Origin of the sequence: Pseudomonas sp. NPDC090755, from assembly GCF_044769005.1 — a bacterium.
Lineage (GTDB): Bacteria > Pseudomonadota > Gammaproteobacteria > Pseudomonadales > Pseudomonadaceae > Aquipseudomonas.
Genome location: NZ_JBIVXC010000019.1, coordinates 1 through 25,587, shown reverse-complemented (window position 1 = coordinate 25,587; position 25,587 = coordinate 1). Strand labels below are relative to the sequence as shown.

22 protein-coding genes and 1 pseudogene are annotated in these 25,587 nt (G+C 62.6%); 15 read left to right on the top strand and 8 right to left on the bottom strand.

Annotated elements, in window-relative coordinates:
* A pseudogene (locus tag ACIQUS_RS22485) lies at nt 1-1,063 on the top strand (ribonucleoside-diphosphate reductase subunit alpha); the annotation flags it as partial.
* Between the two features lie 234 nt (nt 1,064-1,297).
* On the top strand, nt 1,298-2,545 hold the full coding sequence (locus ACIQUS_RS22480) for a ribonucleotide-diphosphate reductase subunit beta (protein ID WP_403051670.1): 1,248 nt from the start codon (nt 1,298-1,300) through the stop codon (nt 2,543-2,545).
* Between the two features lie 163 nt (nt 2,546-2,708).
* Here ACIQUS_RS22480 and ACIQUS_RS22475 read toward each other — a convergent pair whose 3' ends face one another.
* Complete coding sequence (locus tag ACIQUS_RS22475) at nt 2,709-3,428, bottom strand: tellurite resistance TerB family protein (RefSeq protein ID WP_403051667.1); 720 nt, start codon at nt 3,426-3,428, stop codon at nt 2,709-2,711.
* A 164-nt stretch (nt 3,429-3,592) separates the two neighbouring features.
* On the opposite strand from ACIQUS_RS22475, the gene ACIQUS_RS22470 reads away from it, so the two are divergent.
* A complete protein-coding gene (locus ACIQUS_RS22470) occupies nt 3,593-4,210 on the top strand; it encodes a hypothetical protein (protein ID WP_403051664.1) in 618 nt (205 codons plus the stop codon).
* 9 nt (nt 4,211-4,219) lie between these two features.
* On the opposite strand, the gene ACIQUS_RS22465 is transcribed toward ACIQUS_RS22470, so the two are convergent.
* The 6 genes from ACIQUS_RS22465 to ACIQUS_RS22440 form a co-directional block, all read right to left on the bottom strand.
* Complete coding sequence (locus ACIQUS_RS22465) at nt 4,220-4,666, bottom strand: hypothetical protein (RefSeq protein WP_403051661.1); 447 nt, start codon at nt 4,664-4,666, stop codon at nt 4,220-4,222.
* Between the two features lie 6 nt (nt 4,667-4,672).
* Nucleotides 4,673-7,075 (bottom strand): RND family transporter, encoded by a 2,403-nt coding sequence (locus ACIQUS_RS22460; RefSeq protein WP_403051658.1) that lies wholly within the window; start codon nt 7,073-7,075, stop codon nt 4,673-4,675.
* Nucleotides 7,072-8,196, bottom strand: coding sequence for a WD40/YVTN/BNR-like repeat-containing protein (locus ACIQUS_RS22455; protein WP_403051655.1), 1,125 nt, complete (start codon nt 8,194-8,196; stop codon nt 7,072-7,074). Before ACIQUS_RS22455 ends, ACIQUS_RS22460 begins: the two co-directional genes overlap by 4 nt.
* A gap of 69 nt (nt 8,197-8,265) precedes the next feature.
* Entirely contained in the window at nt 8,266-9,615 is a 1,350-nt protein-coding gene (locus ACIQUS_RS22450; RefSeq protein ID WP_403051652.1) for a DUF1329 domain-containing protein, read from the bottom strand.
* Between the two features lie 14 nt (nt 9,616-9,629).
* On the bottom strand, nt 9,630-11,501 hold the full coding sequence (locus ACIQUS_RS22445; protein ID WP_403051649.1) for a DUF1302 domain-containing protein: 1,872 nt from the start codon (nt 11,499-11,501) through the stop codon (nt 9,630-9,632).
* A gap of 120 nt (nt 11,502-11,621) precedes the next feature.
* A complete protein-coding gene (locus ACIQUS_RS22440) occupies nt 11,622-12,398 on the bottom strand; it encodes an alpha/beta fold hydrolase (RefSeq protein ID WP_403051646.1) in 777 nt (258 codons plus the stop codon).
* Nucleotides 12,399-12,635: 237 nt separating this feature from the next.
* Between ACIQUS_RS22440 and ACIQUS_RS22435 the strand changes: the two genes are divergently transcribed.
* The 5 genes from ACIQUS_RS22435 to ACIQUS_RS22415 all read left to right on the top strand — a co-directional run bounded on the left by ACIQUS_RS22435 (nt 12,636) and on the right by ACIQUS_RS22415 (nt 16,762).
* Complete coding sequence (locus ACIQUS_RS22435; RefSeq protein WP_403051643.1) at nt 12,636-13,520, top strand: LysR family transcriptional regulator; 885 nt, start codon at nt 12,636-12,638, stop codon at nt 13,518-13,520.
* Nucleotides 13,521-13,675: 155 nt separating this feature from the next.
* Entirely contained in the window at nt 13,676-14,968 is a 1,293-nt protein-coding gene (locus tag ACIQUS_RS22430; protein WP_403051640.1) for a serine hydrolase domain-containing protein, read from the top strand.
* Nucleotides 14,969-14,972: 4 nt separating this feature from the next.
* Nucleotides 14,973-15,356 (top strand): hypothetical protein, encoded by a 384-nt coding sequence (locus tag ACIQUS_RS22425; protein ID WP_403051637.1) that lies wholly within the window; start codon nt 14,973-14,975, stop codon nt 15,354-15,356.
* 465 nt (nt 15,357-15,821) lie between these two features.
* Nucleotides 15,822-16,265 carry an antitoxin Xre/MbcA/ParS toxin-binding domain-containing protein gene (locus ACIQUS_RS22420; RefSeq protein ID WP_403051634.1) on the top strand — a complete coding sequence of 148 codons (444 nt, stop codon included), beginning with the start codon at nt 15,822-15,824 and terminating at the stop codon, nt 16,263-16,265.
* Entirely contained in the window at nt 16,265-16,762 is a 498-nt protein-coding gene (locus ACIQUS_RS22415; protein ID WP_403051631.1) for an RES family NAD+ phosphorylase, read from the top strand. The genes ACIQUS_RS22420 and ACIQUS_RS22415 overlap by 1 nt, the downstream gene beginning before the upstream one ends.
* Nucleotides 16,763-16,812: 50 nt before the next feature.
* Here ACIQUS_RS22415 and ACIQUS_RS22410 read toward each other — a convergent pair whose 3' ends face one another.
* A complete protein-coding gene (locus tag ACIQUS_RS22410; RefSeq protein WP_403051628.1) occupies nt 16,813-19,041 on the bottom strand; it encodes a TonB-dependent hemoglobin/transferrin/lactoferrin family receptor in 2,229 nt (742 codons plus the stop codon).
* Between the two features lie 240 nt (nt 19,042-19,281).
* Between ACIQUS_RS22410 and ACIQUS_RS22405 the strand changes: the two genes are divergently transcribed.
* The 7 genes from ACIQUS_RS22405 to ACIQUS_RS22375 all read left to right on the top strand — a co-directional run bounded on the left by ACIQUS_RS22405 (nt 19,282) and on the right by ACIQUS_RS22375 (nt 25,117).
* Entirely contained in the window at nt 19,282-19,998 is a 717-nt protein-coding gene (locus ACIQUS_RS22405) for a TonB family protein (RefSeq protein WP_403051625.1), read from the top strand.
* A 17-nt stretch (nt 19,999-20,015) separates the two neighbouring features.
* Entirely contained in the window at nt 20,016-21,098 is a 1,083-nt protein-coding gene (locus tag ACIQUS_RS22400) for a hemin-degrading factor (RefSeq protein ID WP_403051622.1), read from the top strand.
* On the top strand, nt 21,098-21,985 hold the full coding sequence (locus tag ACIQUS_RS22395) for a hemin ABC transporter substrate-binding protein (protein ID WP_403051619.1): 888 nt from the start codon (nt 21,098-21,100) through the stop codon (nt 21,983-21,985). Before ACIQUS_RS22400 ends, ACIQUS_RS22395 begins: the two co-directional genes overlap by 1 nt.
* Nucleotides 21,986-22,035: 50 nt before the next feature.
* The gene (locus ACIQUS_RS22390) at nt 22,036-23,019 is read left to right on the top strand and encodes a FecCD family ABC transporter permease (protein ID WP_403051890.1); all 984 of its coding nucleotides are present in this window, start codon (nt 22,036-22,038) and stop codon (nt 23,017-23,019) included.
* Entirely contained in the window at nt 23,019-23,786 is a 768-nt protein-coding gene (locus tag ACIQUS_RS22385; RefSeq protein ID WP_403051616.1) for a heme ABC transporter ATP-binding protein, read from the top strand. Before ACIQUS_RS22390 ends, ACIQUS_RS22385 begins: the two co-directional genes overlap by 1 nt.
* A 56-nt stretch (nt 23,787-23,842) precedes the next feature.
* Nucleotides 23,843-24,727: a ChaN family lipoprotein gene (locus ACIQUS_RS22380; protein WP_403051613.1), complete on the top strand. Its 885-nt coding sequence runs from the start codon at nt 23,843-23,845 to the stop codon at nt 24,725-24,727.
* A gap of 93 nt (nt 24,728-24,820) precedes the next feature.
* Complete coding sequence (locus tag ACIQUS_RS22375; RefSeq protein WP_403051610.1) at nt 24,821-25,117, top strand: hypothetical protein; 297 nt, start codon at nt 24,821-24,823, stop codon at nt 25,115-25,117.
* The last annotated feature ends 470 nt before the right edge of the window (nt 25,118-25,587 follow it).

Below are 25,587 nucleotides of genomic sequence, written 5' to 3'. Positions count from 1 at the left end.
GTCCAGCTTGCCGTCGACGATGTGGTTCGGCAGGTTGATCGAGCCCAAGCTGCAACGCACCGTGAACACCGCCGTGCGCATGCTCGACAACGTGATCGACATCAACTACTACTCGGTGCCGCAAGCGCGTAACTCGAACTTCAAGCACCGTCCGGTCGGCCTGGGCATCATGGGCTTCCAGGATGCGCTGTACCTGCAGCACATTCCTTACGGCTCCGACGCTGCCGTCGAGTTCGCCGACAAGTCGATGGAAGCGGTCAGCTACTTCGCCATCCAGGCTTCCTGTGACCTGGCCGACGAGCGTGGCGCCTACGAGACCTTCCAGGGCTCGCTGTGGTCCAAGGGCATCCTGCCGCTGGATTCGCAACAGATCCTGATCGAGGCCCGTGGCCAGAAGTACATCGACGTCGACCTGACCGAGTCCCTGGACTGGGCACCGGTTCGTGCCCGCGTACAGAAAGGTATTCGTAACTCGAACATCATGGCCATCGCGCCGACCGCGACCATCGCCAACATCACCGGCGTATCGCAGTCCATCGAGCCGACCTACCAGAACCTGTACGTGAAATCGAACCTGTCGGGCGAATTCACCGTGATCAACCCGTACCTGGTCCGTGACCTCAAGGCCCGTGGCCTGTGGGATCCGGTCATGATCAACGACCTGAAGTACTACGACGGTTCCGTGCAGCAGATCGAGCGTATCCCGCAAGAACTGAAAGACCTGTACGCCACTGCCTTCGAAGTGGAAACCAAGTGGATCGTCGACGCCGCCAGCCGTCGCCAGAAGTGGATCGACCAGGCCCAGTCGCTGAACCTGTACATCGCCGGTGCTTCGGGCAAGAAACTGGACGTCACCTACCGCATGGCCTGGTACCGTGGTCTGAAGACCACCTACTACCTCCGTGCCCTGGCCGCGACCAGCACCGAGAAGTCGACCATCAACACCGGCAAGCTCAACGCCGTGTCCAGCGGTGGCGACAGCGCACCGGTCCAGGCCGCCGGCCCTGCTCCGGTACCGAAGGCTTGCGCCATCGACGAGCCGGATTGCGAAGCCTGCCAGTAAGTCGTTGAAAGGCGCCGCCCCGACCAGGGCGGTGCCTTACGCTCCCTGTAGGAGCGGGCTTGCCCCGCGAAAGCGCCAGCGGCCCCCTCTTCCATAGCGCCAGACAAAAAGCGCCGCGAGGCACCACCTGCGCAGGCGCTCCAAGATTTGCGTGCACTGCTGTACCCGACGCGAGCACCGCAACCAAGATCCACCGGCCATACTGATAGATGGCCCTCAAGCAGGAGACCCACCATGCTGAGCTGGGACGAATTCGACAAGGACGACGGCGAAGAAGCCGCCAAAGCCACCACCGCCACTCAAGCTGCCGCTGCAGGCATCGACAAGCTCGACAACGCCGGTGGCGTAGCCGCCCTGGAAGCCCGTGCCGTGACCGCCGCCGACTCCGACGCGGTCAAGCGTGCCAAGGCTGCCCTGGATGACCTCGACATCGCCGAAGGCCTGGCGGAACTGGAAGGTTCCTCCGCCCGCGTCGCGGTCGATGAAAAGCGCATGATCAACTGCCGCGCCGACCTCAACCAGCTGGTGCCATTCAAATACGACTGGGCCTGGCAGAAGTACCTGGACGGCTGCGCCAACCACTGGATGCCGCAAGAGGTCAACATGACCGCGGACATCGCCCTGTGGAAGAGTCCTGAAGGCCTGACCGACGACGAGCGTCGCATCGTCATGCGTAACCTGGGCTTCTTCTCCACTGCCGACTCCCTGGTGGCCAACAACCTGGCCCTGGCCGTGTACCGCCTGATCACCAACCCCGAGTGCCGCCAGTACATCCTGCGCCAGGCGTTCGAAGAGGCGATCCACACCCACGCCTACCAGTACTGCATCGAATCGCTGGGCATGGATGAAGGCGAGATCTTCAACATGTACCACGAGATCCCGTCGGTGGCGAAGAAAGCCGTCTGGGGCCTGCGCTACACCCGCGCGATCTCCGACCCGGAATTCAACACCGGCACAGTCGAGACCGACAAGGAACTGCTGCGCAACCTGATCGCCTACTACTGCGTCCTGGAAGGCATCTTCTTCTACTGCGGCTTCACCCAGATCCTGTCCATGGGTCGTCGCAACAAGATGACCGGCGTTGCCGAGCAGTTCCAGTACATCCTGCGTGACGAGTCCATGCACCTGAACTTCGGTATCGACGTGATCAACCAGATCAAGATCGAAAACCCACACCTGTGGGATGCCGAAATGAAGGAAGAAGCGACCCAGATGATCCTGCAGGGCACCCAGCTGGAAATCGAATACGCGCGCGACACCATGCCGCGCGGCGTGCTGGGCATGAACGCGGCGATGATGGAGGACTACCTCAAGTTCATCGCCAACCGTCGCCTGTCGCAGATCGGCCTGAAGGAAGAGTACCCGGGGACCACCAACCCGTTCCCATGGATGAGCGAGATCATGGACTTGAAGAAGGAGAAGAACTTCTTCGAGACCCGTGTTATCGAGTATCAGACTGGCGGTGCTCTGAGCTGGGATTGATTCCTCGCTCGCGTTCTGGAAAAGGCTGCCGCAAGGCGGCCTTTTTTGTGCTTGCGCTACAGATCTCGGCCGGTAGGCGCGGGCTAGCCTCGCGATCGTGATTCACCCGTTCCATCGCATCTCGGTGATGCCATCGCGGGGCTAGCCCGCTCCCACAGCCAAGTTAGGCAGTGCCCTTGGCCTGCTGCTCCAGGTGCACCTGCAAATCCGGATCGATTTGCAGTGCGCTGGCCAGTTCGTCAAGGTAGGCCCGCTCTGCGTCCTGCTGATCATCCACCAGCATCACGCTGGCCAGGTACATTTCCGCGGCCATGGCCGGGTCCTGGGCCGACTGGGCCACATCGGCTGCATCGAGTGGCTTGCTGACTTCCGCATCCAGCCATTGCTGCAGTTCCGGGTCGCTGGTATGGCGTTTGATTTCAGCGTAGATCAACTGTTCTTCTTGCTTGTCGATGCGACCGTCAGCCTTGGCTGCCGCAATCAGCGCACGCAAGATCGCGTGGCTGTGGTCCTCGGCCTCAGGGCCGGACAATTGATCGACAGTGCGCACCGCCTGTTGCGGGGCTGCCGCCTGGCTGCGCTGCCAGCTTTGATAGGCCTGGAACGCCATCATGCCCAACGAAGCCAGGGCCGCGTAATTGGTGCCTCCACCGGAGCGCCCTTGGGTATAGCCGCCACCGCTGCTGTTACCACCACCCAAAAGGCCGCCCAGTAAACCACCGAGGCCGCCACCGCCGCCTGGGCTGCCGCCGCCAAGCAGACCGCCCAGCAAGCCGCCCAGGCCGCCCATCGGGTCTTGCGACGACATGCCGCCGCCCCCTTGTTGCGCTTGCGAGCCCTGCCCGGCCCGAAGTAATTGTTCGAGTAAATCGCTGGTGTTCATGGCGCCGCCCTCCCTTGGTAGTCGTTGCCCAGACAAGCAACGATAGCCCCCTCGAGGCAGCCCGCCATGACCGTCTGGCCGACGGGAAACCCGGGGCTTACCGAGCGGGTAGGTTTGTGTGAGCATACCCACCTGCTTCGCCCCCTGCGCCCATGAGAGGCTGTATGTCGTTTTTCAGCAAAACAACCCTGACGCTGACCCTGGCCGTCGTCGGCCTGCTGGGCCTGTCGAACCTGCACGCCGCCAGCAAACCTGCCGCCACGCCGGCACCGGTAGTAAAGGTCGCGGTGCTCGGCGGCAAGTTCAGCTTCAGCCTCCCGGCAGGCTTCACCGCCAGCCCCCTGAGTGACGATGAGCAAAGCAGCGAAGGCGCCGGCGCCGTGGGTACCCTGTATGCCAATGCCAAGGAAAAGCGCGTGGTCATGCTGATCGAGAAACCGCTCCCGCAAGCCTCTCGCCCCGGCGACGACGACGCGGCCTTCCTCGACGGCGCCGTCACCGGCTTCGTCGACCGACAGAGCGCCGGGCTACCGGACTTTCGACAAACCGGCGAATCGCGCCTGAGCCGCAACGGCCTGGGTGTACGCCAGGTCGACAGTACCGCGACCCTGGGCGGCGGCAAAACCTTGAACAGCACCTTTATCGCAGGTTCCGGCGATCGCATGGCCGTCATCCAGGTCATATCCCGTGGCGACGACGCCAGCGGTCATGCGGCGCTGGTCAGGCGCATCGCGGAGGAACCCTCGGCGCCGGTATCGGACAATTCCCAAAAATCACGGTGAGCGCGAGCATCAAGGAATCTCGCCACAGAACTGTTCTGTGTTGCCCTCTTCCGGACCCGTGGTGAGCACCACCGAGTAACCCTGGCCGCTCAAGGTACTGAGAGGCGCCGGGGCGGTCCGGTTGAAGGCCCACCCGGTAGTGGTGCGGTTTACCATGACGATGTCATTCAATGAATACGCCGGTTGTGCCGCACGGTTGGCGCATGTGCCCTTGTAGATGTAGGTGTAGAGCCGGACCTCGCGCGAGGTGCGGTACACGCCGCTGACATAGAAACTCATGTCGGTGACCTTGTCGCGCGGCACCAATGTGACATAGCCGATCTTGCCGGCGTTATGCCCCACGGGCTTGAGATCGACGTGGACGAACTCGGCCTTGCGACGTTCATAGTCTGCGCAGCCCACCATCACAACAGCGACAACCGACGCCAGCCACCCCATGCGTGTCAGAAGGGTCATGATTGCTCACTCGAAGAAGCGAGCACCCAGTATAGGCCTGCCCCCGGCCGCAGGCATTGTTCCTCGCAGGAGCAAGGAAGCCATCGCCGGCAACAGTACCAGTGCACCTATCATGTTCCAGACGAACAACAGCACCAGTAGCAGCCCCATGTCGGCCTGAAACTTCAGAGCCGAGAACACCCAGGTCGCCACGCCAAGGGCCAGGGTGATGCCAGTGAAGGCAACCGAAGTGCCCGTGGTCTTCAGCGCCTCGAAATAGGCCGGGCGAAACCCGAGCCCTTGGCGCAGGAAACCTTCCATACGGCTATAGAGGTAAATGCCATAGTCGACACCGATACCCACACCCAGGGCAATCACCGGCAACGTTGCGATTTTCACCCCCAGCCCCATCTGCGCCATCACGGCCTCACAAAGCACCGTGGACAGGTACAACGGCGCCATCAGCGCAAAAGTGACCTTGAGGGATTTGAACTCCCAGAGCACCACCAGCGAAATGATCACGAAGACCAGGATCAGCATCTGCTTCTCCGACGTCTTGATCACCCTGTTGGTGGCTGTTTCGATGCCGGCATTGCCGGCTGCCTGGAGGATGTGTATGTCATCGTTGGTATAGCGACGGGCAAAGGTATCCACCGCATCGGCAACCCGCTCCAGGGTCTCGGCCTTGTGGTCGGACAGGTACAGGCTGATCGGCGCAATGCTGCAGTCCGGGTCAACCAGATCCGAGGAAACGCTGGCACGGGCATTGTTCATCACATACTGGTCACGGGAAAACTCGGCCCATTTCGGATTGCCTTCGTTTCGCGCCAGGATGTTGAAGCGCATGGCGCCATAGAGCGACTGCACCGATTCAACCCCAGGCACCTCGCGCATATGCGACTCGAACTGATCGGCCAGGTCAGCACTGGTAAAGCGGGCGCACTGTTCCCGCGCGGTCTTGAACATCACCACATAGATATCGGTGCTGGCGGTGTAATGTTCGAGCAGGTAGGCGTTGTCCTGGTTGTAGCGTGCGTCAGGGCGGAACTCTGGCGCTCCCACATCGAGATCGCCGACCTTCAGGTCTTGCCGGGCGTAGAATCCCAAGCCCAGCAGGACCAGCGCTGCACAGACCAAAGGCACGGCAACACGTGGTTCAACCACAGCTGCCAGGCGTCGGAAGATTGGCCAGGAGGATGTTGCACGTTTGTGTTGCTGGCGCATGCCACGGGCACTGACACCGACATAGGACATCAGCACCGGCAGCAGGAACATCTTGGTGAAGACGGCGACGAACACACCAATACTGGCGGTGACCGCCAGTTGCTGGATCACCCCGATATCGATCACCAGCAAGGTGAGGAAGCCTACCGCATCGGCCAGCAGGGCCGTGGTGCCCGGGATGAACAAGGCCCGGAAGGTGCGCCGCGACGCCTCCAACGGGCCACGTCCCTGTGCCATCTCACTCATCATCACATTGATGTTCTGCACGGCATGGCTGATGCCTATGGCGAAGATCAGGAAGGGCACCAGAATCGAATAAGGGTCCAAGCCATAACCCAGCAGGCTGAGCAGGCCAAGCTGGCACACCACCGTGAGCAAGCAGGTCAATACCGTGACTGCGGTACTGCGCCAGCAGCGACAATAGGCATGGAGCAACACGCTTATAAGCACCACGGCCACCACGAAGAAAACCGCGATGTCCCGGGCGGCTGCGATCAGGTCACCGACAATCTGGGCAAATCCGACAACGCGGATGTTCACACCCCGGGTGGAGAAGTGCTCGCGTACGTCCCGCTCCAGCGCCTGGGTGAGCGCCGCGTAGTCCAGTGGCTTACCGGTCTGCGGATCGCTGTCCAGCAACGGCACACGAATGATGGTCGAGCGCAGGTCATTGCCCACGAAGCTGCCGAGCATATTGGCACGCAGGATGTTCTGCCGAACCTGGGACAGGGATTCGGCACTGCCGTTGTAACCTTCAGGGATCACCCGGCCGGCACGAACGCCTTCTGTGGTGACCTCGGTCCACAGGGCGTTGGGCGTCCACAATGACTTGAGGTTGCCTCGGTCGACCCCCGGGATATAGAACACCTTGTCGTTAACCTCGCGCAGCGTCTCCAGGAACGCTGGCGTGAATATCTCCCCGTGCGGATTCTCCACCACTACCCGCAGTACATTGCTCTGTGGCCGCAGTACATCCTCGAACTTCAGGTAATTCTGAACGAAAGGATGGCTGCCAGGGATCATGCGCGCGAAGCTGGCATCCGGCCGCAGTGCCAGGGCCTTCCACCCCAGCAACACCGCCAGCACCACAAACATCAACAGCACCGACAAGCGGTTGCGAAACAACCCGCGCTCAGTGGTATCCACCAGCCGCTCGATCAGGCCCGGTCGTGCAGCGCTTTGTTCCCATTGCACTGGAGCGGTCATTGCAAGGACTCCTTGAACTCATCCATCGATAGCATCTGCAGACCGGCACTGCCCACCACGGCCAGTTGGCCATTACTGCCCAGCGCGCTAGCCAGCCAGGGTGCCTTGTGTTTCCCCTGCCAGGTCCTGAAGTGTTTCAGGTCCTGGCTGTGCAGCAGCAGGCCATTGCCGGCACTGAACAGCAGGCTACCGTCAGGCAACTGCTCGGCCCCATACAGGCTGGTCTTGACCGGCACGGCGATGGCCTGCCAGCTCCGCCCCTGATCAAGGCTTTCGAACAATGCGCCGGCGAACCCCATGGCCAGCACCCGGCCATCGGCCAGTTGCAGCAGCTTGTAGAAAGACGCCTGAGTCGGCTGTTGCACGGGCTGCCACACTTCGCCGGTGCGGCGATACAGGCGGCCACCCTCCCCGGCAACCAACAGGCTGCCATCGGCCAGCCCGAGCACTGCGTTGAGGTGCAGGCGTTCGGGGTTGTCCAGCCCCGGGACGAAGGCCCAACTGCGACCACCGTCGCCGGTGTGCAGGATCGTCCCGTAGGCCCCCACCACCCAGCCCTCGTCAGCCGAGCGAAACCAGAGGTCCAGCAGGGGCCGCGACGGCCCCGATTCGATCCCGGCCATGGCATCGTCCTCGGCAAACCGGGCATCCTCCAGTGCCGTGGCAAGCCGGTCATCCTCTCCAGCGACCTGGCTGGCGTCCTGCAGACGGCGCACCTCGGCCCGAGCCCAATCAAGCATCAACCGGGCGTTGGCACTTCCCTCCAGTTGCCTCTCCCAGGTCAGGCCACCATCGATGCTATGCAGCACCACCCCATCGTGGCCCACTGCCCAGCCCTGGCGCTCATCGACGAAGTGCACGGCAGTCAGCAGCAGGTCCACCGGCACCTTGGCCTGCTCTATACCGGTCGCGCCCTGACGTAGCACGTGGCCCGAGGCCCCGACCATCAACAGGTGATTGCCAACCTGCTGGATATCCGTCAGTAACGACTGGCCAGCCAACGGCGAAAGCGCCGCCGTGCGATCAAGGCGATCGGCCAATGGCTCAGTCGAGTCCGCAGTCGCCAGGGCTGACTGTCCCAGGCCCGACAACAGCACCGCCAGCACAACGAGATGGTTCATGGTCATGGCTCTCGAATAAAAAGGGGGAGCCGGCGCAGCCGGACATCCCCAAGCGTCGAAATGGATCGACTAGCGCCCGCTACGGCGCAGCGCAGCGGGGCTGAAGGTCTTGAGGTCGGCCGTGAGGCCGAAGCGGGCGGGCTTTTCTTCGTTCTCCAGGCCATAGGTCACATAACGACGGGCCTGCAGGTCATAGGCAACATCACTGACCTGGATGGCCGACAACACGTCATAGCGTTGCAGGCTGTGAGCTTCCTGAACACGCCAGAGCTCGCCACGGCCGTCGTACAGGTCCGCCGCCAGCAGGCCCCAGCTGTCCTCATCGATGTAGAACACCCGCTTGCCATAGATATGCCGCTCACCTGGCTTGAGGGTGGCCTGCACAACCCAGACACGGTGTGTCTCGTAACGCACCAGGTCCTGGTTGAGGTGGTTGGGTTGAATGATGTCCTTGTACGTGAGTGAGCGATCGGCCAGCTTGTAGTTGTTGTAAGGGACGATCATTTCCTGCTTGCCCAACAGCTTCCACTCGTAACGGTTGGGGGCCCCGTTGAACATGTCGGTCATGTCATTGGTACGCAGGCCATCGGAGGTGCTCACCGGCGAGTCGTACGACACCTCGGGCGCACGCAGCACCCGGCGTTGGCCTGGGTTGTAGGTCCAGGCCAGGCGGGACTCCTTGGCCTGGTCGATCGGCTCATGCACCAGGGTGATGCTGCCGGCGACACTCTCCGGCGAGGTCACTGCGCCGAGGAAGTAGAGCAGGCGGTTGGATTCGGGGTTACCCATGGCCGACGCCATCATTACCTTTACCTCGCGGCGCACCGGGGTGAAGCTACCGTTGGCTTGCACCACCATTTCCGTGGGGTATGACTGATAACCGCCGGCCCGGTAACGAACCAGGTGGTTGAACAACGCCTCGATGCCCGACTTTGGAATCGGAAAGGGCACCGTGGTTTTCTGGTAATTCAACAGACCGTTGCCGCTGTCTGCCAGTAAAACCCTGGTTGCCTCCTGGGCAATCTGCGCGTACTCGGCCGCCGGCAGCGCCGCAGTGCGGTGGCTGGGGTACACGTTCAGCTTGTAGCTCGGGTACTTGGCCAGCATCGCCTTCTGCCCGGCAGTGAGCTGCTGCGCGTACTCGCTCATGTTGGCCGCGGTAATGCTGAACAGGGGTTTTTCAGTGGCGAAGGGATCCACATAGCCCTTGTCAGCGCTAAAGCCTGCTGGAGGCTGAGTCAGCCCCCCCGTCCAGGCAGGGATGCTGCCACTGGCGTTGCCTGCTTTTTCGGCACCGGTCGGGGTCAATTCCTGACCCAGGCGTGCCACCTCGCTGGCGTCGATCTGGGCCAGGACGCCACCACTGGCCAGGCTGAGGAAACCACCAAGCACGGCGGCGGAGATCAGGGTGCGATTCATGCTGTACCTCACAATCAGAAGCCCATGCGCAGGCTGAGGGCGATGAAATCCTTGTCAGTTGCCGCATACGGCGTGTTGCCGGTGGCTGACCAGGACAATTCGGCGGAGTAGTTCTGCAGATAGTCGGCACGCACGCCCAGTGCTCCCAACAGGCGGCCCTCGACAAAGTTGGCATCGTACGACCAGCCTTTGACGTCCTGGCCGAAGGCAAGGAACGGCGCCACATTGACCCCGGCGAACAGGCCCAGGTAGTTGAGCTGGGCACGCAGGCGGTAGCCCCAGGCAAAGTCCGTGGCGTAGCCGTCCGTGGAGCAGGCGAATTGCTTGTAGCGCTGCACGGGGCCGCCGAGTGCGCAGCCGGTAGCGTTACCATTGGCCAGGTCGCTGCCATAGATGTCGGTCTTGATGTAGCGGCGTTCGTCCAGGCTGGACAGGTTGTGGATGTACTTCATGCCCACTTCACCGGTCAGGCTGAAGTTGTCAGCGCCCAGCACCTGGGGGAAGCTCTTGATCATGCCAAGTGACAGTTGCGATACCCGCAGGCGGTCATAACCGTTGTAGGTCGACCCGGGTGGTGCGTTGATGGCGTCCTCACCCAGGGTCAACGACTGGCCGATCAATGCGCCGGTGGCGGCCGGGTTGCCGGCAAAGGCCGGCATCAGGTCGCCGACCGTCAGTTGCACCGGCTGGTTGGGGCGGTAGCTGTATTCGCCGAAGACGGAGGCGCCCCAGAGTGTGGTGGAAAAGCTCAGGCCGAGTACGCGGATGTCCTCGGGAAAATCAGCGAAATACTGAGCGTTGCTCGCCTGCTGGCCCGGCAACCAACCTGCGCCCACGGCCGGCCGTGTATCGGTGATGACACTGGCATAAGGCAGGCGGGAATGGATGTTCATCGCATAGGCACCGAACTCGGTATCGATGCTATCGGCGAAATACCGCAATGCCAGGCCGAACTGCCCCTGGTCACTGGCTTCATGATCCTCGGCGCGGTGCAGATACAGGTCATTGGCATAGGTCTGGGGATCGGCCTGGGTGCTGCGCGACACACCGAAACAGCCCTGTTCACCACCGCTGAGGAAGTCGTTGGCGGCGAAGAAGGTGCCACAACCTTCCAACACCGACCTGCGCCACTTGAACTGGTAGAACGCCTCCAGGCTCAAAGCATCGGTCAGGCCGAAATTGAAGTACAGCATCGGTACCGGAATCAGGGCTTCCTTGAGTTGCGAGCCGGGCCGACGCAAGGCTGCCACGTCGACGGGGTTAGCGACATTCAGGCCGTTTTGCAGGAACAGGCCCTCTCCCCAATTGACCACCTGGTTACCGAGACGGGCATTCAATGGATGGCCGACAAGGTCGAAGTCGCCGAACACGTAGGCATCCATCAAGGCGACACCCTGGAATTTGGCCAGGTCGTCGAAGTGATCGTCATTGAGCTTGCTGTTGGGCTGGTAGCCGTTGCCCGCATGCCCAAAGTCCACTTCGCGGTTGTCCAGGGTGTAGTCGTACCAGGCCTTGCCGCGAACGAACGCCCCATAGTTGCGCCAGTTCAGCTCCACTTCACCGAGCAGGGTAATCGGAGAAGACACCAGATTGCGTTTGCGGAAGTTGAGGCGGCTGTCGTCACCGCTCTTGCCGCCGTTGGGGTTGAACTGCCCGGGCGCTCCGTAGCCAATGCTGTTGGCGTTGCCTTGGTAGATAAAGTTACCGTTGGGCTTTTCCGCATTCCAGATAGCACCGACACCCAAGCTGCCGTTATAGCGGCCGCTGACTTCGCCCCATTCAAACTCTTGCGCACCGGCATCCAGGGCAACCACACAGGCCAATGGCAGCAGGGTGAAGGCGCGCCACTGACTGGTGTTGTTATGGGGACTACGTGCTTGATTCATTTCACACCCACTTAATTGTTGTTATCGGGGGCAACGCTTGGCGCCTGCGACTCTCACGCGCAGGCAGCCGCCGACCAGCCGGGTTACGGCTGCTCGTAGCAAGTTGATATCGGGGGAGGATTAGTGCTGTTGGCGTAACCAGTCGGTCACGTACCGGGCAATCTGTTGAGGCTGTTCGGGCAGGCTCGCATGGCCGGCCTTCTCCAGCATCCGCACCTGGACACGCTGTGGAAACTCTTTCTGCAGTTTCGCGGCGTTCTCAGGCGGAGCGACCCGATCCTCGACAGGCTGAATCACCAGGAGCGGCGCCTCGCCGCCCGCCCACCACTCCTGCGCCGGCGCGGCGCGGGTCGCCTGTTCCTGGTACTGGGCAACCTGCGCATACCAGCCCGAACGCCAGGTTGCCGGGTCATTACCCTCGGCGAAGAATGCCAGTTTGATGGCAGCCAGATGCTGATCCTCTGGCAGGTCCCCACGGAAGCTGTCACGCAGCGCCTTGGTAATTTCCGGGGGAAGGTGGGGGGCACTGCCGGCTGCCAGGAGGATCAGACCTTTGGTCTGCTCCGGATAGCGCGTACCGAATGCCCGGGCGACACGGTTGCCAAAGGCATGGCCCAACACCACAACGGGTTTATCGGTCACGCTGCGCACGACCTGATGAACATCTTCGGCCAGATCATAGAGGGTGATGTCACGCGTACTGCCCGTACTCGCGCCGATACCACGGGGTTGCGGCAGGATCACTTGAAAGCCGGCATCCACCAGGCGCTGCTTCAAGTCGAAAAAATCTTCCGCGCCCCGTCCGAGGGAAGGAATCAGCACCACCGCAGGGCCAGCGCCGAGCACTTCGGCGTGAATGCTGCGCTGTTCATCGCTGACAACCAGTTCACGCGCCATGCCGATACCCGGCCACTGCAACAGCAGCAACGCGCAGGTGAACCCTCTGATGGCCAGGCGGGTAGAACCAAAGGGACGAAGGGGCAAAAAACGCATGGCAACCTCACTGTCTGGCCGAGTCTGCATCCCGCAAGGTGCGCGGGGTGTCATTTGTTGTTTGGCCCGAGTCTAGGCTTCCCCTACGATCAAAAACAGTTTAAAAAAATCATCCTTCGATGCATTAAAGGAATCGCTGACATGCTGACCCTCAAGCAGCTCAAACACCTGCAGGCCATCCACCAGCATGGCAGCATCCACCGTGCCGCCGAAGCCCTGCACATTACCCAACCGGCGCTGACCCGTAGCCTGGCCAATCTTGAGGAAACATTGGGAGTGCGCCTGTTCGACCGCAGCAAGAGTGGCATGCAGGCCACAGAGTTCTACCTGAAGATCCGCGAGCGCTGCAGCCAGTTGCTGCTGGAATCCGAAGAGATCGAGCGCGAAGCCAACCTTTACCGCAACCTCGAGTCGGGCCAGTTGTCGCTCGGCGTAGGCCGCGCCAGCCGCGAATTGGTGCTACGCAGCGTGCTCCCGGAATTTGTGCGACGCCACCGACAGATCAGCGTACAAGTCCGTGAAGGCGTGTCCGAGGAACTGGTGTTTGGACTCAAGAACGGCCACTACGACCTGATCATCGCCGGGGTGGGCAGCTACGGTGACATCGAGGGGTTGGCCTCTGAGCCCTTGAAGGACTTCAGTGTCTCGGTGTTGACCCGGCATGACCATCCCCTGGTTGAACGCCACCCGGCTACGCTCAAGGAGTTGCTGGGTTATCCCATGATTTCGGCGACCGAGCTCTCCCCCAACCACCCCCTCTTCGCTCGTTTGCCAATACTCAATGGGCAACAGGCCAGTGTGCTGTGCAGCGACTTCCAGGTGCTACGGCAAATCCTGCTGGAAACCGATGCGTGGATGGCCGCCCCTGAACAGCAGTTCCACGAAGACCTCGCGCAAGGCAAGCTGGCGCGACTGGACCTTGCCGACTGGTCGTTGAGCATTGAACTGAGCGCGATCGAATTGGCGGGGCGTTCTCGCTCCCCTGCCGCCCAGCGTTTCATCGATCTGTGCCATACCAACCTTTGATCGTTGGGCTGAGGCACCCATCGTAACGATGCCTAAAAGGCATCATTCAATTAAAAATATGCACTATTAATCATCAATCCGCAGCCCTACTCTGGCCCGCGGCAATCAATGCCGCCCCAACCATTCAAGTATTCAATGCGCTGGAGTAATGAGTGATGTCCACCCGAAAACAAAAACAATACGGAATACTTGCGCAGTACAGCCCGCTCAAGGGGTCCAGGCCGCTGCGCCTGGCATTGTTAGTGAGCCTGTCGGCAGGTGTAGCCACCTCGGCTGTCGCCGATACCACATGCGGCCCTGAGCAGTTCAAAGCGGTCGCGCAGTACTTCTCCCATGCCTCGGCGCAGGCGCCGGCAAACTACCAGAGCGCCTACCTGAACTACCCGTCCCGCTCTATCGCGGCGGCGGACAAGCCCTTCCCACTCCCACTCGGCACACCACTTGGGAATGTCAGCTACCAGTATGCAGACAAGCCGTCCACCCTGGACGACTTCCTCAAGGCCACCCGCAGCCATGGCCTGCTGGTGCTGCACAAGGGGCGCATCGTACGTGAGCAATATGCCAACGGAGGTACAGAGCAGACTCGCTTCCTGCTCAACTCCATGACCAAGTCCCTGGTCGGTCTGTCGGTCGGCATTGCCGTGGACCAGGGCCTGATCAGCAGCCTGGACGACCCCATCAGCCACTATCTGCCGGAGCTGAAAGAAGGTGCCTACCAAACGGCAACTGTCCGCCAGGTGCTGGACATGACCACAGCCCTGCACTTTGCCGGGCAAAGTCCCGACGCCGCGGGCCGCGGCCGGGATATCGAGGCCACAGCCAGCAAGAGTTTCGGCTGCGGCCAATCGATTCGTCAGCATCCCGTCAACGCGCTGTTCAATGAAGGCAGCCAGCATGGACAAGCCTTCACCTACATCAACACCAATACCCAGGTGTTGGGCGCCCTCGTCGAGCGAGTCTCAGGTACCAGCCTGTCTAAATTCATGGAACGCAACCTCTGGAGCCGCATCGGCACCGAAGATGCGGCCAACTGGCTGATCGACCAGCCCGACGACAGCAAGGCCATCGAGCATGCCTGGATGGGATTCAACGCCAGGGTGCGGGATCTTGGCCGCCTCGGACTGTTGCTGGCCAACAACGGGGAGTGGCAAGGCAAACAGTTGATTTCCAAGTCCTGGATCCATGACAGCATGACCCCCGACCAGCCGTTCCTCAAGCAGTTGGCCCAACGCCCGGTGTTTGGCTACAGCCACCAGTGGTGGGTACCCGTGGGCGGGAAAGACGAATTCATCGGGATGGGGTTTGGCGGGCAGTACCTGTACGTCAATCAGGCCGAGCAACTGGTGATCGTGGAAATGAGCGCCAACCCCACCTTCGACTCGCGCAAGTCCACCGAGGAAGCCATCGCGGTGTTCCGCGCTGTCGCCGCAAATCTCGCCCAGGAGTGACGCCATGACCAACAAGGCAGCCCAAGGCCTGCGTACGCTGTCGGCCGTGCTGATGTTCGTTTCCGCGATTACCCACCTGTCGCAGGTCCTGGTCTATGGCTTCGCCCTGAACGTGCTGGGGGCTGCGTCCTTTGGGGTGATCTACCTTGCTGTCGCCTTGTACTTGCTCAAGCCTGGAACGCTTGGGCTATGGTTGGGCGCCTATCTGCCAATGGTCGGCGGCATCCTGGGCGCAGCCCGTTACCTGCTGGTGCACAACAATCCCTTCAGCCTGTTCCATATCGGTATTGACCTGATCGTAGTGCCCAGTTGCCTGTATCTGCTGCTGCGGGAGTTCCAGTACCTGCGGCGGATTGCGGAGTCGAGCAAGGGCTGCTTGCGAACCTGATTCCGATCCCGCTGCCGTCGATGGTACTGGAATAGCCTGCCAGCGCTGATGAACTCAAGGCGGCAACCAAGTGACGCTCATGCACTTCAGCGCACTTTTCCACCCTGCCGATCAAGTGCCAACACTGTTCGGCATGGGTGATTGCCGGCGTTCACCTGAATAGGTGTAAACCTATGTCAGGACTAATCAGGGCTGAGACAGGCAACCCAGGCACACATCTGGCCACACAGTAACCCAGCTATCCCTCCCCTGAACTGCCAATTGGCATTACACTCAATGCCATCTGTCCACAGTGGAGCGTCGATCATGTCTGCTACCGCGGAAAACACGGACGCCAGGAAACCGCCCAAAAAGCCTGGAAAAGCAAAACCTGCCGATAGCGGATCAGTGATCAGAACGGGCAATGAAGCGCCGGCCCTCCACCTGAACGAAACTCAAGCGCAAAGAGGTTACGGTACTGCCCGTGTGGCAGTGACGACCTCCACCGGCATGCCGATCATTGACCTGCTGCTGCCCGACACCAACACCGACGACCGCATGGAGGTCTTCAAGGCCACACAAAGCGGGTTCTCTCTCAGCTCCGTCGTCCAACTGGTCGAATCCGTCGAAACCTTCAAGCGGCACAACGTGCTGGCGAAGATCGTCGGTCTGTCGGAGCGCACCCTCGCCCGGCGAATGAAGAACAAGGATGAAGCCCTGAGCCCTGAACAGAGTGCCAGGGCGCTGTATTACGCAGAGGTGCTGGAGAAAGCCCAGGAAGTGTTCGGCACCCGGGCGCTTGCCGAAGACTGGATGACCCGGCCGGCCCTCGGGCTGGATGGCGAGGCACCCATCGACCTGCTGTCCAATCCGGTCGGTTATGAGCTGGTCAGTGACTTCCTGAATCGGCTGGACTACGGGGTCTACTGATGGTGACGGACCCGCTGGCCCATGACCTTCATTTCTGGCGTCTGGATCATTCCAGGCACGCGCCTTCGTGGAACAGTGGCATCGGCGCCGAGGCGTGTGGCGGGCGCTGGAATCCCAAAGGGTTCCAGGTGGTCTATGCAAGCCTCGATTCTGCCACGGCCATTCTTGAAGTGGCCGTGCACAAAGGCTTCCAGACACTCGACAGCGTTGCCCACACGCTGACGGCGGCGCGGGTTCGGGACACCTCCAGGGTGTACAAGGTCGAGCGCAAGGATGTGCCCAACCTGAACTGGCTGAGGCCGGGCACGCCCAGTCGCAGCCAACAGGCCTTTGGGGCCAGGCTGCTGGAGCAGCACCCCTTCGTGCTGGTTCCCTCCTGCGTGTCACCCTACAGCTGGAATCTATTGATGAACCCGACGCTGGCGTCAGGTCTCTACGAGTTGGTGCTGCAGGAGCCGTTCGCACTGGATGGACGGCTCAATCCCCCTCTGCAATAAGGTGCCCTCACCTCTCGACACCGATGAGGGCCCCCTGACCGCCACCGGGATCAGATCTCCCAGATCACATTCACTGCCGCATACCGTCCAGGCTGGGTCAGACGACCAAGACCTGCGGCATCTTCGTCACGGCCCTGGACATCACCCCAGTTCCAATACTTCTGGTCGGTGACGTTGAACAGGCCGCCATTGATCGACACCTCTTCGGTGACCTGCCACCAGGCATTGAGGTCGAGCACGCCGTAGCCCGGGGTTTCGAACTGACGGTTGATCAGCAGGTCGGCATCGCCACTGTGGTCGACGCGGTCCTTGGCCTGCACCAGGGTCCAGGTCATCTGCCCACCAAAAATGCCGCTCGGCGCGTCGTAGCCAAGGCCCAGGACGGCCTTGAGCGGATCGACACTGTTCAGCGGCTGGCCGCTTTCTTCATCCTTGCCGCGTGCATAGGCGATCGAGCCCAGGGCGCGGGTGCCGGCAGGCAGGAAGGCATCGAGCTTTATGTCGCCCTTGGCTTCGGCGCCGCGGATGGTGACCTTACCCAGGTTGCGCGGCTGGAAGGTCAACAGACCCGTGCCGTTCGGATCGGGTACGGTGTCAGTGGCGATGAAGTCCTTGTACTTGTTGTAGAACAACGCGATGCCGAAGCTGCCCAGGTCGTAGCGACCGCGCAGACCGAACTCGTAGCTGTCGCTGGTTTCGGGCTTGAGGTCGGGGTTGCCGATCTGCTGGTAGCCGAACTGCGGGTTGCTGAACTCACCGAACATGTTCACCGGGCTTGGGGCACGGAAGCCGGCGGCGTACTGGCCGTAGACGCTTTCATGTTCGGTCAGCTGGTAGGTGACGCCCAGTTTCGGCGAGATGTGATCGTCGGTGATCCGCGAAGGGTCGGTTTCTGCCGGCAGGCCGTTGAGGTACTCATCAGTGACGTGCGGGGTCTGGCGGTAGTAGTCGTAGCGCAGACCCGGCAGCAGCGTCCAGCGGCCGATCTCGATGCTGTCCTGGACGAACAGGCCCAGCGAATCGCTGGTCGGATCCGGGAAGTCGCTGACCGGGAAGTTCTCGGTGGCTGGCACCACGGCGCCGGTGTCGAGCCGCACTTCACTGCCCTTGCGCAGGTTGCTGGCTTCGATGCGTTTGACTTCGGCGCCGTAGATCAGGTGGTGATTGGTATCGCCCAGGGCGAACTGCTTGTCCAGCTGGGTATTCAGGCTCCACAGGCGCTCGTCGTACTGCGAGTCACGGGTACGCAGGCGATTGACCCGCGAGACGGTCTGGCGCTGTTGCAGGGTTTTCTGGTTATTGCTGCTTTCCTGGTAGTTGAGCTGCCATTTCAGCTGGTCGGCTACCAGGCTGTTCAGGCCCAGGGTGTGTTCGAGGCTGTAGCGATCGCGGTCGATGCTGTCCTTGGCCTGCGAACCGAGGATCGCAGGCGTGGTGAGGGTCGCCCGCGTGTTGATATCACTGAGCAGGTTGCTGTCGGCGTCGTCCTGGTAGCGCTCGTAGGTGAACTGCAGGCGGTCACCGTCGGCATAGTCCCAGCCAAGCTTGGCCAGCAGGTTCTCGGTGGTGTAGTCGAGCGGGTTGGCCTCCTCGCGGGCGCTGCCGACACCGCCGGTGCCGCCCCAGGTATCGGTGGACTGGCCATCGCGGCGGCCCAGGTGCAGCAGGCCATCGACCGTACCGACGCGGCCGGCGAAGGTAGCGCTGCGCTGCCAGCTGTCGTCACTGCCGTCATAGCCAGTCTTGAGACGGGCGTAGGTGTCGTCGCCGTCTTCGAGGTAGTCGGCGGCATCCTTGGTCATGTAACTGACCGCGCCGCCGATGGCGTCGCTGCCATAGAGCGAAGACGCCGGGCCACGGATGATTTCCACCTGCTTGATGGTGTCGAGGTCGACGTAGTTGCTGCGCACATCCTGGAACGGGCTGAAGAAGTTGCTTTGCGGGACGCGCACGCCGTCGACCTGGGTCAGTACGCGGTTGCCGTCGATGCCGCGGATGTTCGCCCCCGACAGGCCGAAGCGGCTGCCGGTGCCGCTGACTGAAACGCCTGGCTCGTATCGCACCAGATCCTTGAGGTTCTTGTCATTGTGCTGGTCGATCTCACGCTCGGTGTGCACCGAAACCGTACTGGGCACCTGAAGCAGGGTCTGTTCGGTCCGCGTGGCAGTCACGCTGACTGTGTCGAACTGGGTAACGGGCTCGGCGGCCAGGGCCAGCGACGGCGAGAGCAGCAGCAAGGCAAGCCACGAACGCTGGGGAAATGGCGGGCGGATCGACATCTAACTTGACTCCTGAAGTTCAGCCAGCGGTTGCGAACAGCAGGCCGTTGAGCGGCCTTGCGCCAGCGCCTGGAGCTGACTGGGATGTGTTGGACATTGTTTTGAGCGCAGTGATGGAACCCCTTTCTTTGAAGGATTTTTCCTATATCCCTGCGAGGCAGCGGAGGCGAAGATAAGCCAGCTTGACTTGTTAATGCAAATTATTACCATATGCATTCAATCAAATAAGAACGATCGTGCATGAACCGCCTTCCTGCCTACCTGCTGCTGTCCGTTGCGCTGCACCTGAGCGCGGGCTGGCTGCTGCACGATCGCCAGGCAAGCCGTGAATCCGTGGCTTCGCTGCCGGCCATGGCGATTCAGCTGGTCAGCCTGGCGCCGCCTGTTCAAGCGGCGCCGACCCATTCGCTACCCGCTCGCCCGCAGTCCGCGACACCGGCACCGGCATCGCCTACAGTGCCGCAAGTGGCCAGGAACCTGCCCGCGCCACCCAAGCCAGCACCTGCCAGCAAGCCGCGCGCGGTCGTCGATACGCCGCCACGCCCTGCACCTGCCCCTGTTCAACCTGCCGCGGCACCATCGGCAGCAACCGCAAACACGCCCGCCGTGGCCAACGTCGCCGGGCCGAACACATCGTCCAGCCCACTGCCGACGTCGGCGCCCAGCCCGGTGCTCAGCCTGCGCCCCAGCTTTGTCAGCCCGCCCCCGCCACCTCGCTATCCGTCCCAGGCCCGCCGCCGCAATCAGCAGGGCACCGTGCAGGTCGAAGTGAGCCTGGACGAACGTGGCCAGCAACTGAAACGCACGCTACTGCGCTCCTCAGGGGTGCAAAGCCTGGATCAGGCCGCGCTCGAGGCCGTTGCCCAGTGGCGTTTTCGTCCGGAAATAGTCAATGGCCGGGCCGTGCCCAGCCGCGTTCAGATACCGATAGAATTCGCCCTGACGGCGAACCGATGACCCTGAAGGAGTTCACCATGACCACCCCAACCAGCGTTCCAGCCTGCGAATCGAGCCTGTACAACCAGTGGCAACAGCTACGTGGCGAACAGCCAGGCCTGCGCGCCCGTGATGCCGCCGCCAGGCTCGGTGTCAGCGAAGCCGAACTGACGGCCAGCCGCCTGGGCACCGATACCGTACGCCTGCGTCCGGAGTGGGCCGCGCTGTTGCCGGCGCTCGGAGACCTGGGCCAGATCATGGCGCTGACCCGCAATGAACACTGCGTTCACGAGCGCAAAGGTGTGTACCGTGATGTCACCGTAATGGGCAGTGGCCAGATGGGCATGGTGCTCTCGCCGGACATCGACCTGCGTCTGTTCCTCGGCGGCTGGGCCAGTGTGTTCGCCGTGGACGAAGCCACCGCACGCGGCCCGCAGCGCAGCCTCCAGATCTTCGACCGCCAGGGTGTGGCGGTGCACAAGGTGTTCCTCACCTCGAGCAGTGAAGAGGCCGCCTGGGCGCCCTTGGTCGAGCGTTTTCGCGCCGAACTGCAGAGCGCCGAACTGGACCTGCAGCCCCTGCCCGAGACCAAGGCGCCGCGGCCCGATGCTGACGTAGACGCCGATGCCCTGCGCACCCAGTGGTCGCAACTGCAGGACACCCATGACTTCTTTGCCCTGCTCAAGCGCAACGACGTAGCGCGTACCCAGGCCCTGCGCCTGGCCGGCCCGCAGTGGGCCGAGCCGCTGGCCACGGTCGAGCTGACCCGGGTTATCGAACACGCCGGCCAACGTGAAGTACCGATCATGGTATTTGTCGGCAACAAGCACTGCATCCAGATTCATTCGGGCCCGGTGAGAAACCTGCGCTGGATGGACACCTGGTTCAACGTACTGGACCCGCTGTTCAACCTGCACCTCAAGACCACTGGCGTGACCGAACTGTGGCGCGTGCGCAAGCCGAGCGTCGACGGTATCGTCACCAGTTACGAAGGCTTCGATGCCGACGGAGAACTGGTGATCCAGTTGTTCGGCGTGCGCAAACCCGGTGTGCCGGAGCGCGAAGACTGGCGAGCCCTGGCGGAGTCGGCCAGCCCTCTGGTCGTTCAAGGAGACAATTGATGCGAATGAAAGCCCTGCTGGCCTGCGCCGGCCTGCTCCTGAGCCAGGTGGCCAGCGCCGCCGCCCCCCTGCCCCAGCGCTGGGTCAGTGCCGGTGGCTCGCTCAGCGAATGGGTGGTTGCCCTGGGCGGTGAAAGCAAGCTGGTGGGTGTCGACAGCACCAGCCAGTACCCGCGTTCGCTGCAACAATTGCCCGGTATCGGTTACCAGCGCCAGCTGGCGGCCGAAGGCATTCTGACCCTGAAGCCGGACATCCTGGTCGGCAGCAACGAGATGGGACCGCCACCGGTACTGGAACAACTCAAGGCCGCGGGCGTGCGAGTGAAGATGTTGCCGGCCAAGGCCGATGTGCCGACGCTACAGCACAACCTGACGGAACTGGGGCAATTGCTCGGCAAGCAGGCCGAAGCCAAGGCACTGATTGCCAGCTACGAGCAGCGCCTGCAGGACCAGGCCGCCCGGGTCAAGCAAGCGCAACAGCAACAGCCGGCGCCGCGGGTAATGATGTTGCTCAGCCACTCCGGCGGCAACCTGCAGGTGGCCGGCAAGGACACCCTGGCCGCCTGGATGATCCAGCAAGCTGGCGGGCAGAGCCTGGGTGAGCACAACGGTTACAAGCCGGTCTCCAACGAATCGCTGCTGGCCCTGAACCCCCAGGTGATCATTTTCGCCGGTGGCCGCCTGCAAGGCGATGCGGCACGGGCGGCGCTGCTGGAGCAGAACCCGGTGATTGCCCAGACCCCGGCCGGTCGTGACGGTCGCGTGGTGGTCATCGACCCGACCCTGCTGGTCGGCGGCCTGGGGCCTCGTCTGCCTGATGCCCTGGCCGAGCTCACCTCGGCGTTCTACCCAACCAGCAAGGCACTGACCGCCGGGGGCGGGCAATGACGACGATCGTCCAGCCGCGCCCGATGCTGCTGACCCTGGCGCTGTTGCTGGTGGTGGTGATCTGGTTGTCCCTGGCCCTGGGGCCGGTCAGCCTGCCGCTGAGTGAAACCCTGCTGGCCGGGCTGCGCATGCTCGGCCTGGCGGTGGACGGCGACACCACGCAACAGGCGGAACTGATCCTGGGCCAGATTCGCCTGCCACGGACCCTGCTCGGCATCGCCGTGGGCGCCATCCTGGCCTTGTCCGGCGTGGCCATGCAGGGGTTGTTTCGCAACCCGCTGGCCGACCCCGGCCTGGTCGGTGTGTCTGGCGGTGCGGCGCTGGGTGCCGCCATCGCCATCGTCGGCGGCAGCATGCTGGGCGGACTGCCACCGGCAATCGAGCCTTATGTGCTGTCGGTATGCGCCTTCGGCGGTGGGCTGCTGGTCACCGCCGTGGTCTACCGCTTCGGTCGAAGCAATGGGCAGACCAATGTCGCCACCATGCTCCTGGCCGGGGTGGCGTTGACAGCCATGTCCGGTGCCGGCGTCGGCCTGTTCACGTACCTGGCCGATGATGCGACCTTGCGCAGCCTGACCTTCTGGAACCTGGGCAGCCTCAATGGCGCCAGTTACCAGCGCCTGTGGCCGTTGTTGATCGTGGTGGGGGGTGTCGCCCTGTGGCTGCCCCGCCGCGCCTCGGCGCTCAATGCGATGCTGCTGGGGGAGTCGGAAGCCCGGCACCTGGGCTTCGATGTCGAGCGGATCAAGCTGGAGCTGGTGCTGTGCACCGCCCTGGGCGTCGGTGCCGCCGTCGCGGCCGCTGGCCTGATCGGCTTTATCGGCCTGGTGGTACCGCACCTGATGCGCTTGCTGGTCGGCCCGGATCACCGGGTGTTGCTACCCGCTTCGCTGCTGGCGGGTGCGGGCCTGTTGCTGCTGGCCGACCTGATCGCCCGCCTGCTGCTGGCCCCGGCCGAACTGCCGATCGGGATTGTCACGGCACTTATCGGTGCGCCCTTCTTTCTCTTCTTGCTGGTGCGGGGACGTTCTTGATGCTACGGGCGAACAATCTGTGGGTACGACGCGGTCACCGCACCGTGCTGGCAAACATCGACCTCCAACTGAACCCCGGGGAAGTGCTCGGTGTGCTGGGCCCCAACGGCGCCGGCAAAAGCACCCTGCTCGCGGCCTTGTGCGGGGAGTTGCCGATCTGCGAAGGCAGTGTCGACCTGGACGATCGCCCGCTCGCCGCCTGGCCAGGTCAGGAGCGGGCCAGGCGCCTTGCGGTGTTGCCGCAGAGCTCCAGCCTGAACTTCGGCTTCTCGGTCAATGAGGTGGTCGGCATGGGCCGCTTGCCCCATGCCACCGGCCGCGTGCGCGATGCCGAGATTGTCAGCGAAGCCCTGAGCGCGGCCGATGCCCTGCATCTGGCCGGACGCAGCTACCTGGCCCTGTCCGGCGGTGAGCGGCAACGCGTGCACCTGGCGCGGGTGCTGGCCCAACTCTGGCCCGGCGCCGAGGGGCAGATCCTGCTGCTCGACGAACCGACGTCGATGCTCGACCCCTTGCATCAGCACACCATCCTGCAAGCGGTACGCGATTTCGCCGAGCGCGGTGCGACGGTGCTGGTGATCCTGCACGACCTCAACCTGGCCGCACGCTACTGCGACCAGTTGCTGTTGCTGCAAGAAGGCCTGCCCCATGCGTTCGGCCCGCCGGCTGACGTGCTCACGGCCGACGCCCTGGCCGCGGTGTATGGACTGCAAGTGCTTATCCAGCAACACCCGGAGCGCGGCCACCCCCTGATTATTGCGCGCTGACACCTCCCTTTCGTTCTCCCCTCCCCTGAGGGACAACTGATTACCAAGGAAAACCGATGCGTCTTCTGCTGCTTTGTCTGCTCAGCCTACTGGCGGCCTGCCAGTCCCCTACGGTACAACCACCACCAACAGCAATTGCCCCGCAAGGGCGCGACCATGCCGATCTTGGCGTGATCCGCGAGCTCGCCACCGGCCGTACCCTCACCCCGCAGCAACTGGTAGAACGCCTGGCCACCGCGCCGCGGGTGCTGGTGGGCGAGCAACACGACAACCCGGACCACCATGCCGTGCAACTGTGGCTGATGCGCCAGCTGGCCGCACAACGTCCCCAGGGCAGCCTGTTGATGGAAATGCTCAACCCGGACCAGCAAGCCAAGGTCGATGCCGTGCAGGCAGCCTCGCGCGCCGGCCAGACACCGGACGACCTGTTCAAGGCGCTGGCCTGGCAGGCCAACTGGGACTGGGGCTTGTATGGCGCCCTGGTCAGCTATGCGGTGCGCCAACCTTACCCGTTACTGGCCGCCAACCTGGACCGCGCGCAGATCATGCAGATCTACAAACAGCGGCCAGTGCTTGATGGCAAGGCCTCCACCACCGAGCAAGTGCAACGCACGCTGCTGGATGATATTCGCCAGTCCCATTGCGGCCTGTTGCCCGAAGCGCAGATGCCGGCGATGCTGGCGGTGCAGCAGCAGCGGGATCGACGCATGGCCGAACGCCTGCTGGCCGCACCGGCGCCTTCGGTATTGCTGGCCGGGGCGTTCCATGTGCGTAAAGACCTGGGCGTCCCGCTGCACCTGGCCGACTTGGGCGCGCCACAAGGTAGCCTGGTAGTGATCCTGGCCGAAGTGGGGAAAACCGTATCCCGGGAAAGTGCTGATTTTGTCTGGTACACCGCCGCCCAACCCGAGCAGGACCACTGCGCGAAACTACGCCGCTGAACACATGTATGGGCGCGGGTGACACAGCAACCACCAACCTATGCGAAAATACCCGCGCTTTGTTCATATGTGTGGAGATGTACAGTTTTGGTAATGCACTACTCAACGAGCGGCGACGCGGTCGCTTGCGGTCGCACTGGCAACAACCTCAGCAGCACGTCCCAGGCCGACCAGGTCGACTGCAAGTCGTGCCAGCGCTCGCTGGTCAAGGTCGAAGCCGCCCCCGTCAAGAAAGCCACCCCGTCGCTGGCAGAACTGCGCAAACAGCGCCAGGCCAGCCAGGCGAAAGCCGCTGCCTTCTGCTTCAAGGCCAACTGGCGTGAGCGTCTGACCGCCCGGCCAGAGCGCTGCCGCCTGCCTCGCGGCGTAGCGCCTCAGGCGTTCGTGTAAGCCTGCGCGGGAGCCTGGGCAAGGCTCCCGCGGGGTTCCCCCTGTATCCCGTCACTTCGCGGCCTTGGCTAGCCAAGCGCTGCCGCAATGCGCTCTGCGTTGCGAGTCCTTTTCCCCCGCCTTAGTGCTCAGCCAGGCCATAGCGCCAAGGCACGCCCATTGATCACTTCAATTAAGCTGCGATCCCTGTAGCCGCTGCCAAGTTACGAGGCTGCGATCGGTCGCGTAGCGACCGCAAGCCAGGCAGCGCGGTGTTTGAGGGTTGAGCCCGGTGGCCGGCAGGCGACTGCTGCGCAGTCGATCGCAGCCTGGCGGCAGCGGCTACAGGGGGCGGTGGCGGTAGCGCGCCAGAAAGACAAAACCCCTACCTGCGTACGCAGATAGGGGTTTCGGAATTTAATCTTGACGATGACCTACTCTCACATGGGGAAACCCCACACTACCATCGGCGATGCATCGTTTCACTGCTG

Bases quoted from the DNA above. Each gene is read 5' to 3' on its own strand.
- ACIQUS_RS22380 (WP_403051613.1), top strand. From the start codon at position 23,843: ATGCGTCTTCTGCTGCTTTGTCTGCTCAGCCTACTGGCGGCCTGCCAG.
- ACIQUS_RS22430 (WP_403051640.1), top strand. From the start codon at position 13,676: ATGTCCACCCGAAAACAAAAACAATACGGAATACTTGCGCAGTACAGC.
- ACIQUS_RS22415 (WP_403051631.1), top strand. From the start codon at position 16,265: ATGGTGACGGACCCGCTGGCCCATGACCTTCATTTCTGGCGTCTGGAT.
- ACIQUS_RS22450 (WP_403051652.1), bottom strand. From the start codon at position 9,615: ATGAATCGCACCCTGATCTCCGCCGCCGTGCTTGGTGGTTTCCTCAGC.
- ACIQUS_RS22395 (WP_403051619.1), top strand. From the start codon at position 21,098: ATGCGAATGAAAGCCCTGCTGGCCTGCGCCGGCCTGCTCCTGAGCCAG.
- ACIQUS_RS22480 (WP_403051670.1), top strand. From the start codon at position 1,298: ATGCTGAGCTGGGACGAATTCGACAAGGACGACGGCGAAGAAGCCGCC.
- ACIQUS_RS22425 (WP_403051637.1), top strand. From the start codon at position 14,973: ATGACCAACAAGGCAGCCCAAGGCCTGCGTACGCTGTCGGCCGTGCTG.
- ACIQUS_RS22440 (WP_403051646.1), bottom strand. From the start codon at position 12,398: ATGGCGCGTGAACTGGTTGTCAGCGATGAACAGCGCAGCATTCACGCC.
- ACIQUS_RS22385 (WP_403051616.1), top strand. From the start codon at position 23,019: ATGCTACGGGCGAACAATCTGTGGGTACGACGCGGTCACCGCACCGTG.
- ACIQUS_RS22475 (WP_403051667.1), bottom strand. From the start codon at position 3,428: ATGAACACCAGCGATTTACTCGAACAATTACTTCGGGCCGGGCAGGGC.
- ACIQUS_RS22455 (WP_403051655.1), bottom strand. From the start codon at position 8,196: ATGAACCATCTCGTTGTGCTGGCGGTGCTGTTGTCGGGCCTGGGACAG.
- ACIQUS_RS22465 (WP_403051661.1), bottom strand. From the start codon at position 4,666: ATGACCCTTCTGACACGCATGGGGTGGCTGGCGTCGGTTGTCGCTGTT.
- ACIQUS_RS22445 (WP_403051649.1), bottom strand. From the start codon at position 11,501: ATGAATCAAGCACGTAGTCCCCATAACAACACCAGTCAGTGGCGCGCC.
- ACIQUS_RS22460 (WP_403051658.1), bottom strand. From the start codon at position 7,075: ATGACCGCTCCAGTGCAATGGGAACAAAGCGCTGCACGACCGGGCCTG.
- ACIQUS_RS22375 (WP_403051610.1), top strand. From the start codon at position 24,821: ATGCACTACTCAACGAGCGGCGACGCGGTCGCTTGCGGTCGCACTGGC.
- ACIQUS_RS22405 (WP_403051625.1), top strand. From the start codon at position 19,282: ATGAACCGCCTTCCTGCCTACCTGCTGCTGTCCGTTGCGCTGCACCTG.
- ACIQUS_RS22410 (WP_403051628.1), bottom strand. From the start codon at position 19,041: ATGTCGATCCGCCCGCCATTTCCCCAGCGTTCGTGGCTTGCCTTGCTG.
- ACIQUS_RS22400 (WP_403051622.1), top strand. From the start codon at position 20,016: ATGACCACCCCAACCAGCGTTCCAGCCTGCGAATCGAGCCTGTACAAC.
- ACIQUS_RS22470 (WP_403051664.1), top strand. From the start codon at position 3,593: ATGTCGTTTTTCAGCAAAACAACCCTGACGCTGACCCTGGCCGTCGTC.
- ACIQUS_RS22435 (WP_403051643.1), top strand. From the start codon at position 12,636: ATGCTGACCCTCAAGCAGCTCAAACACCTGCAGGCCATCCACCAGCAT.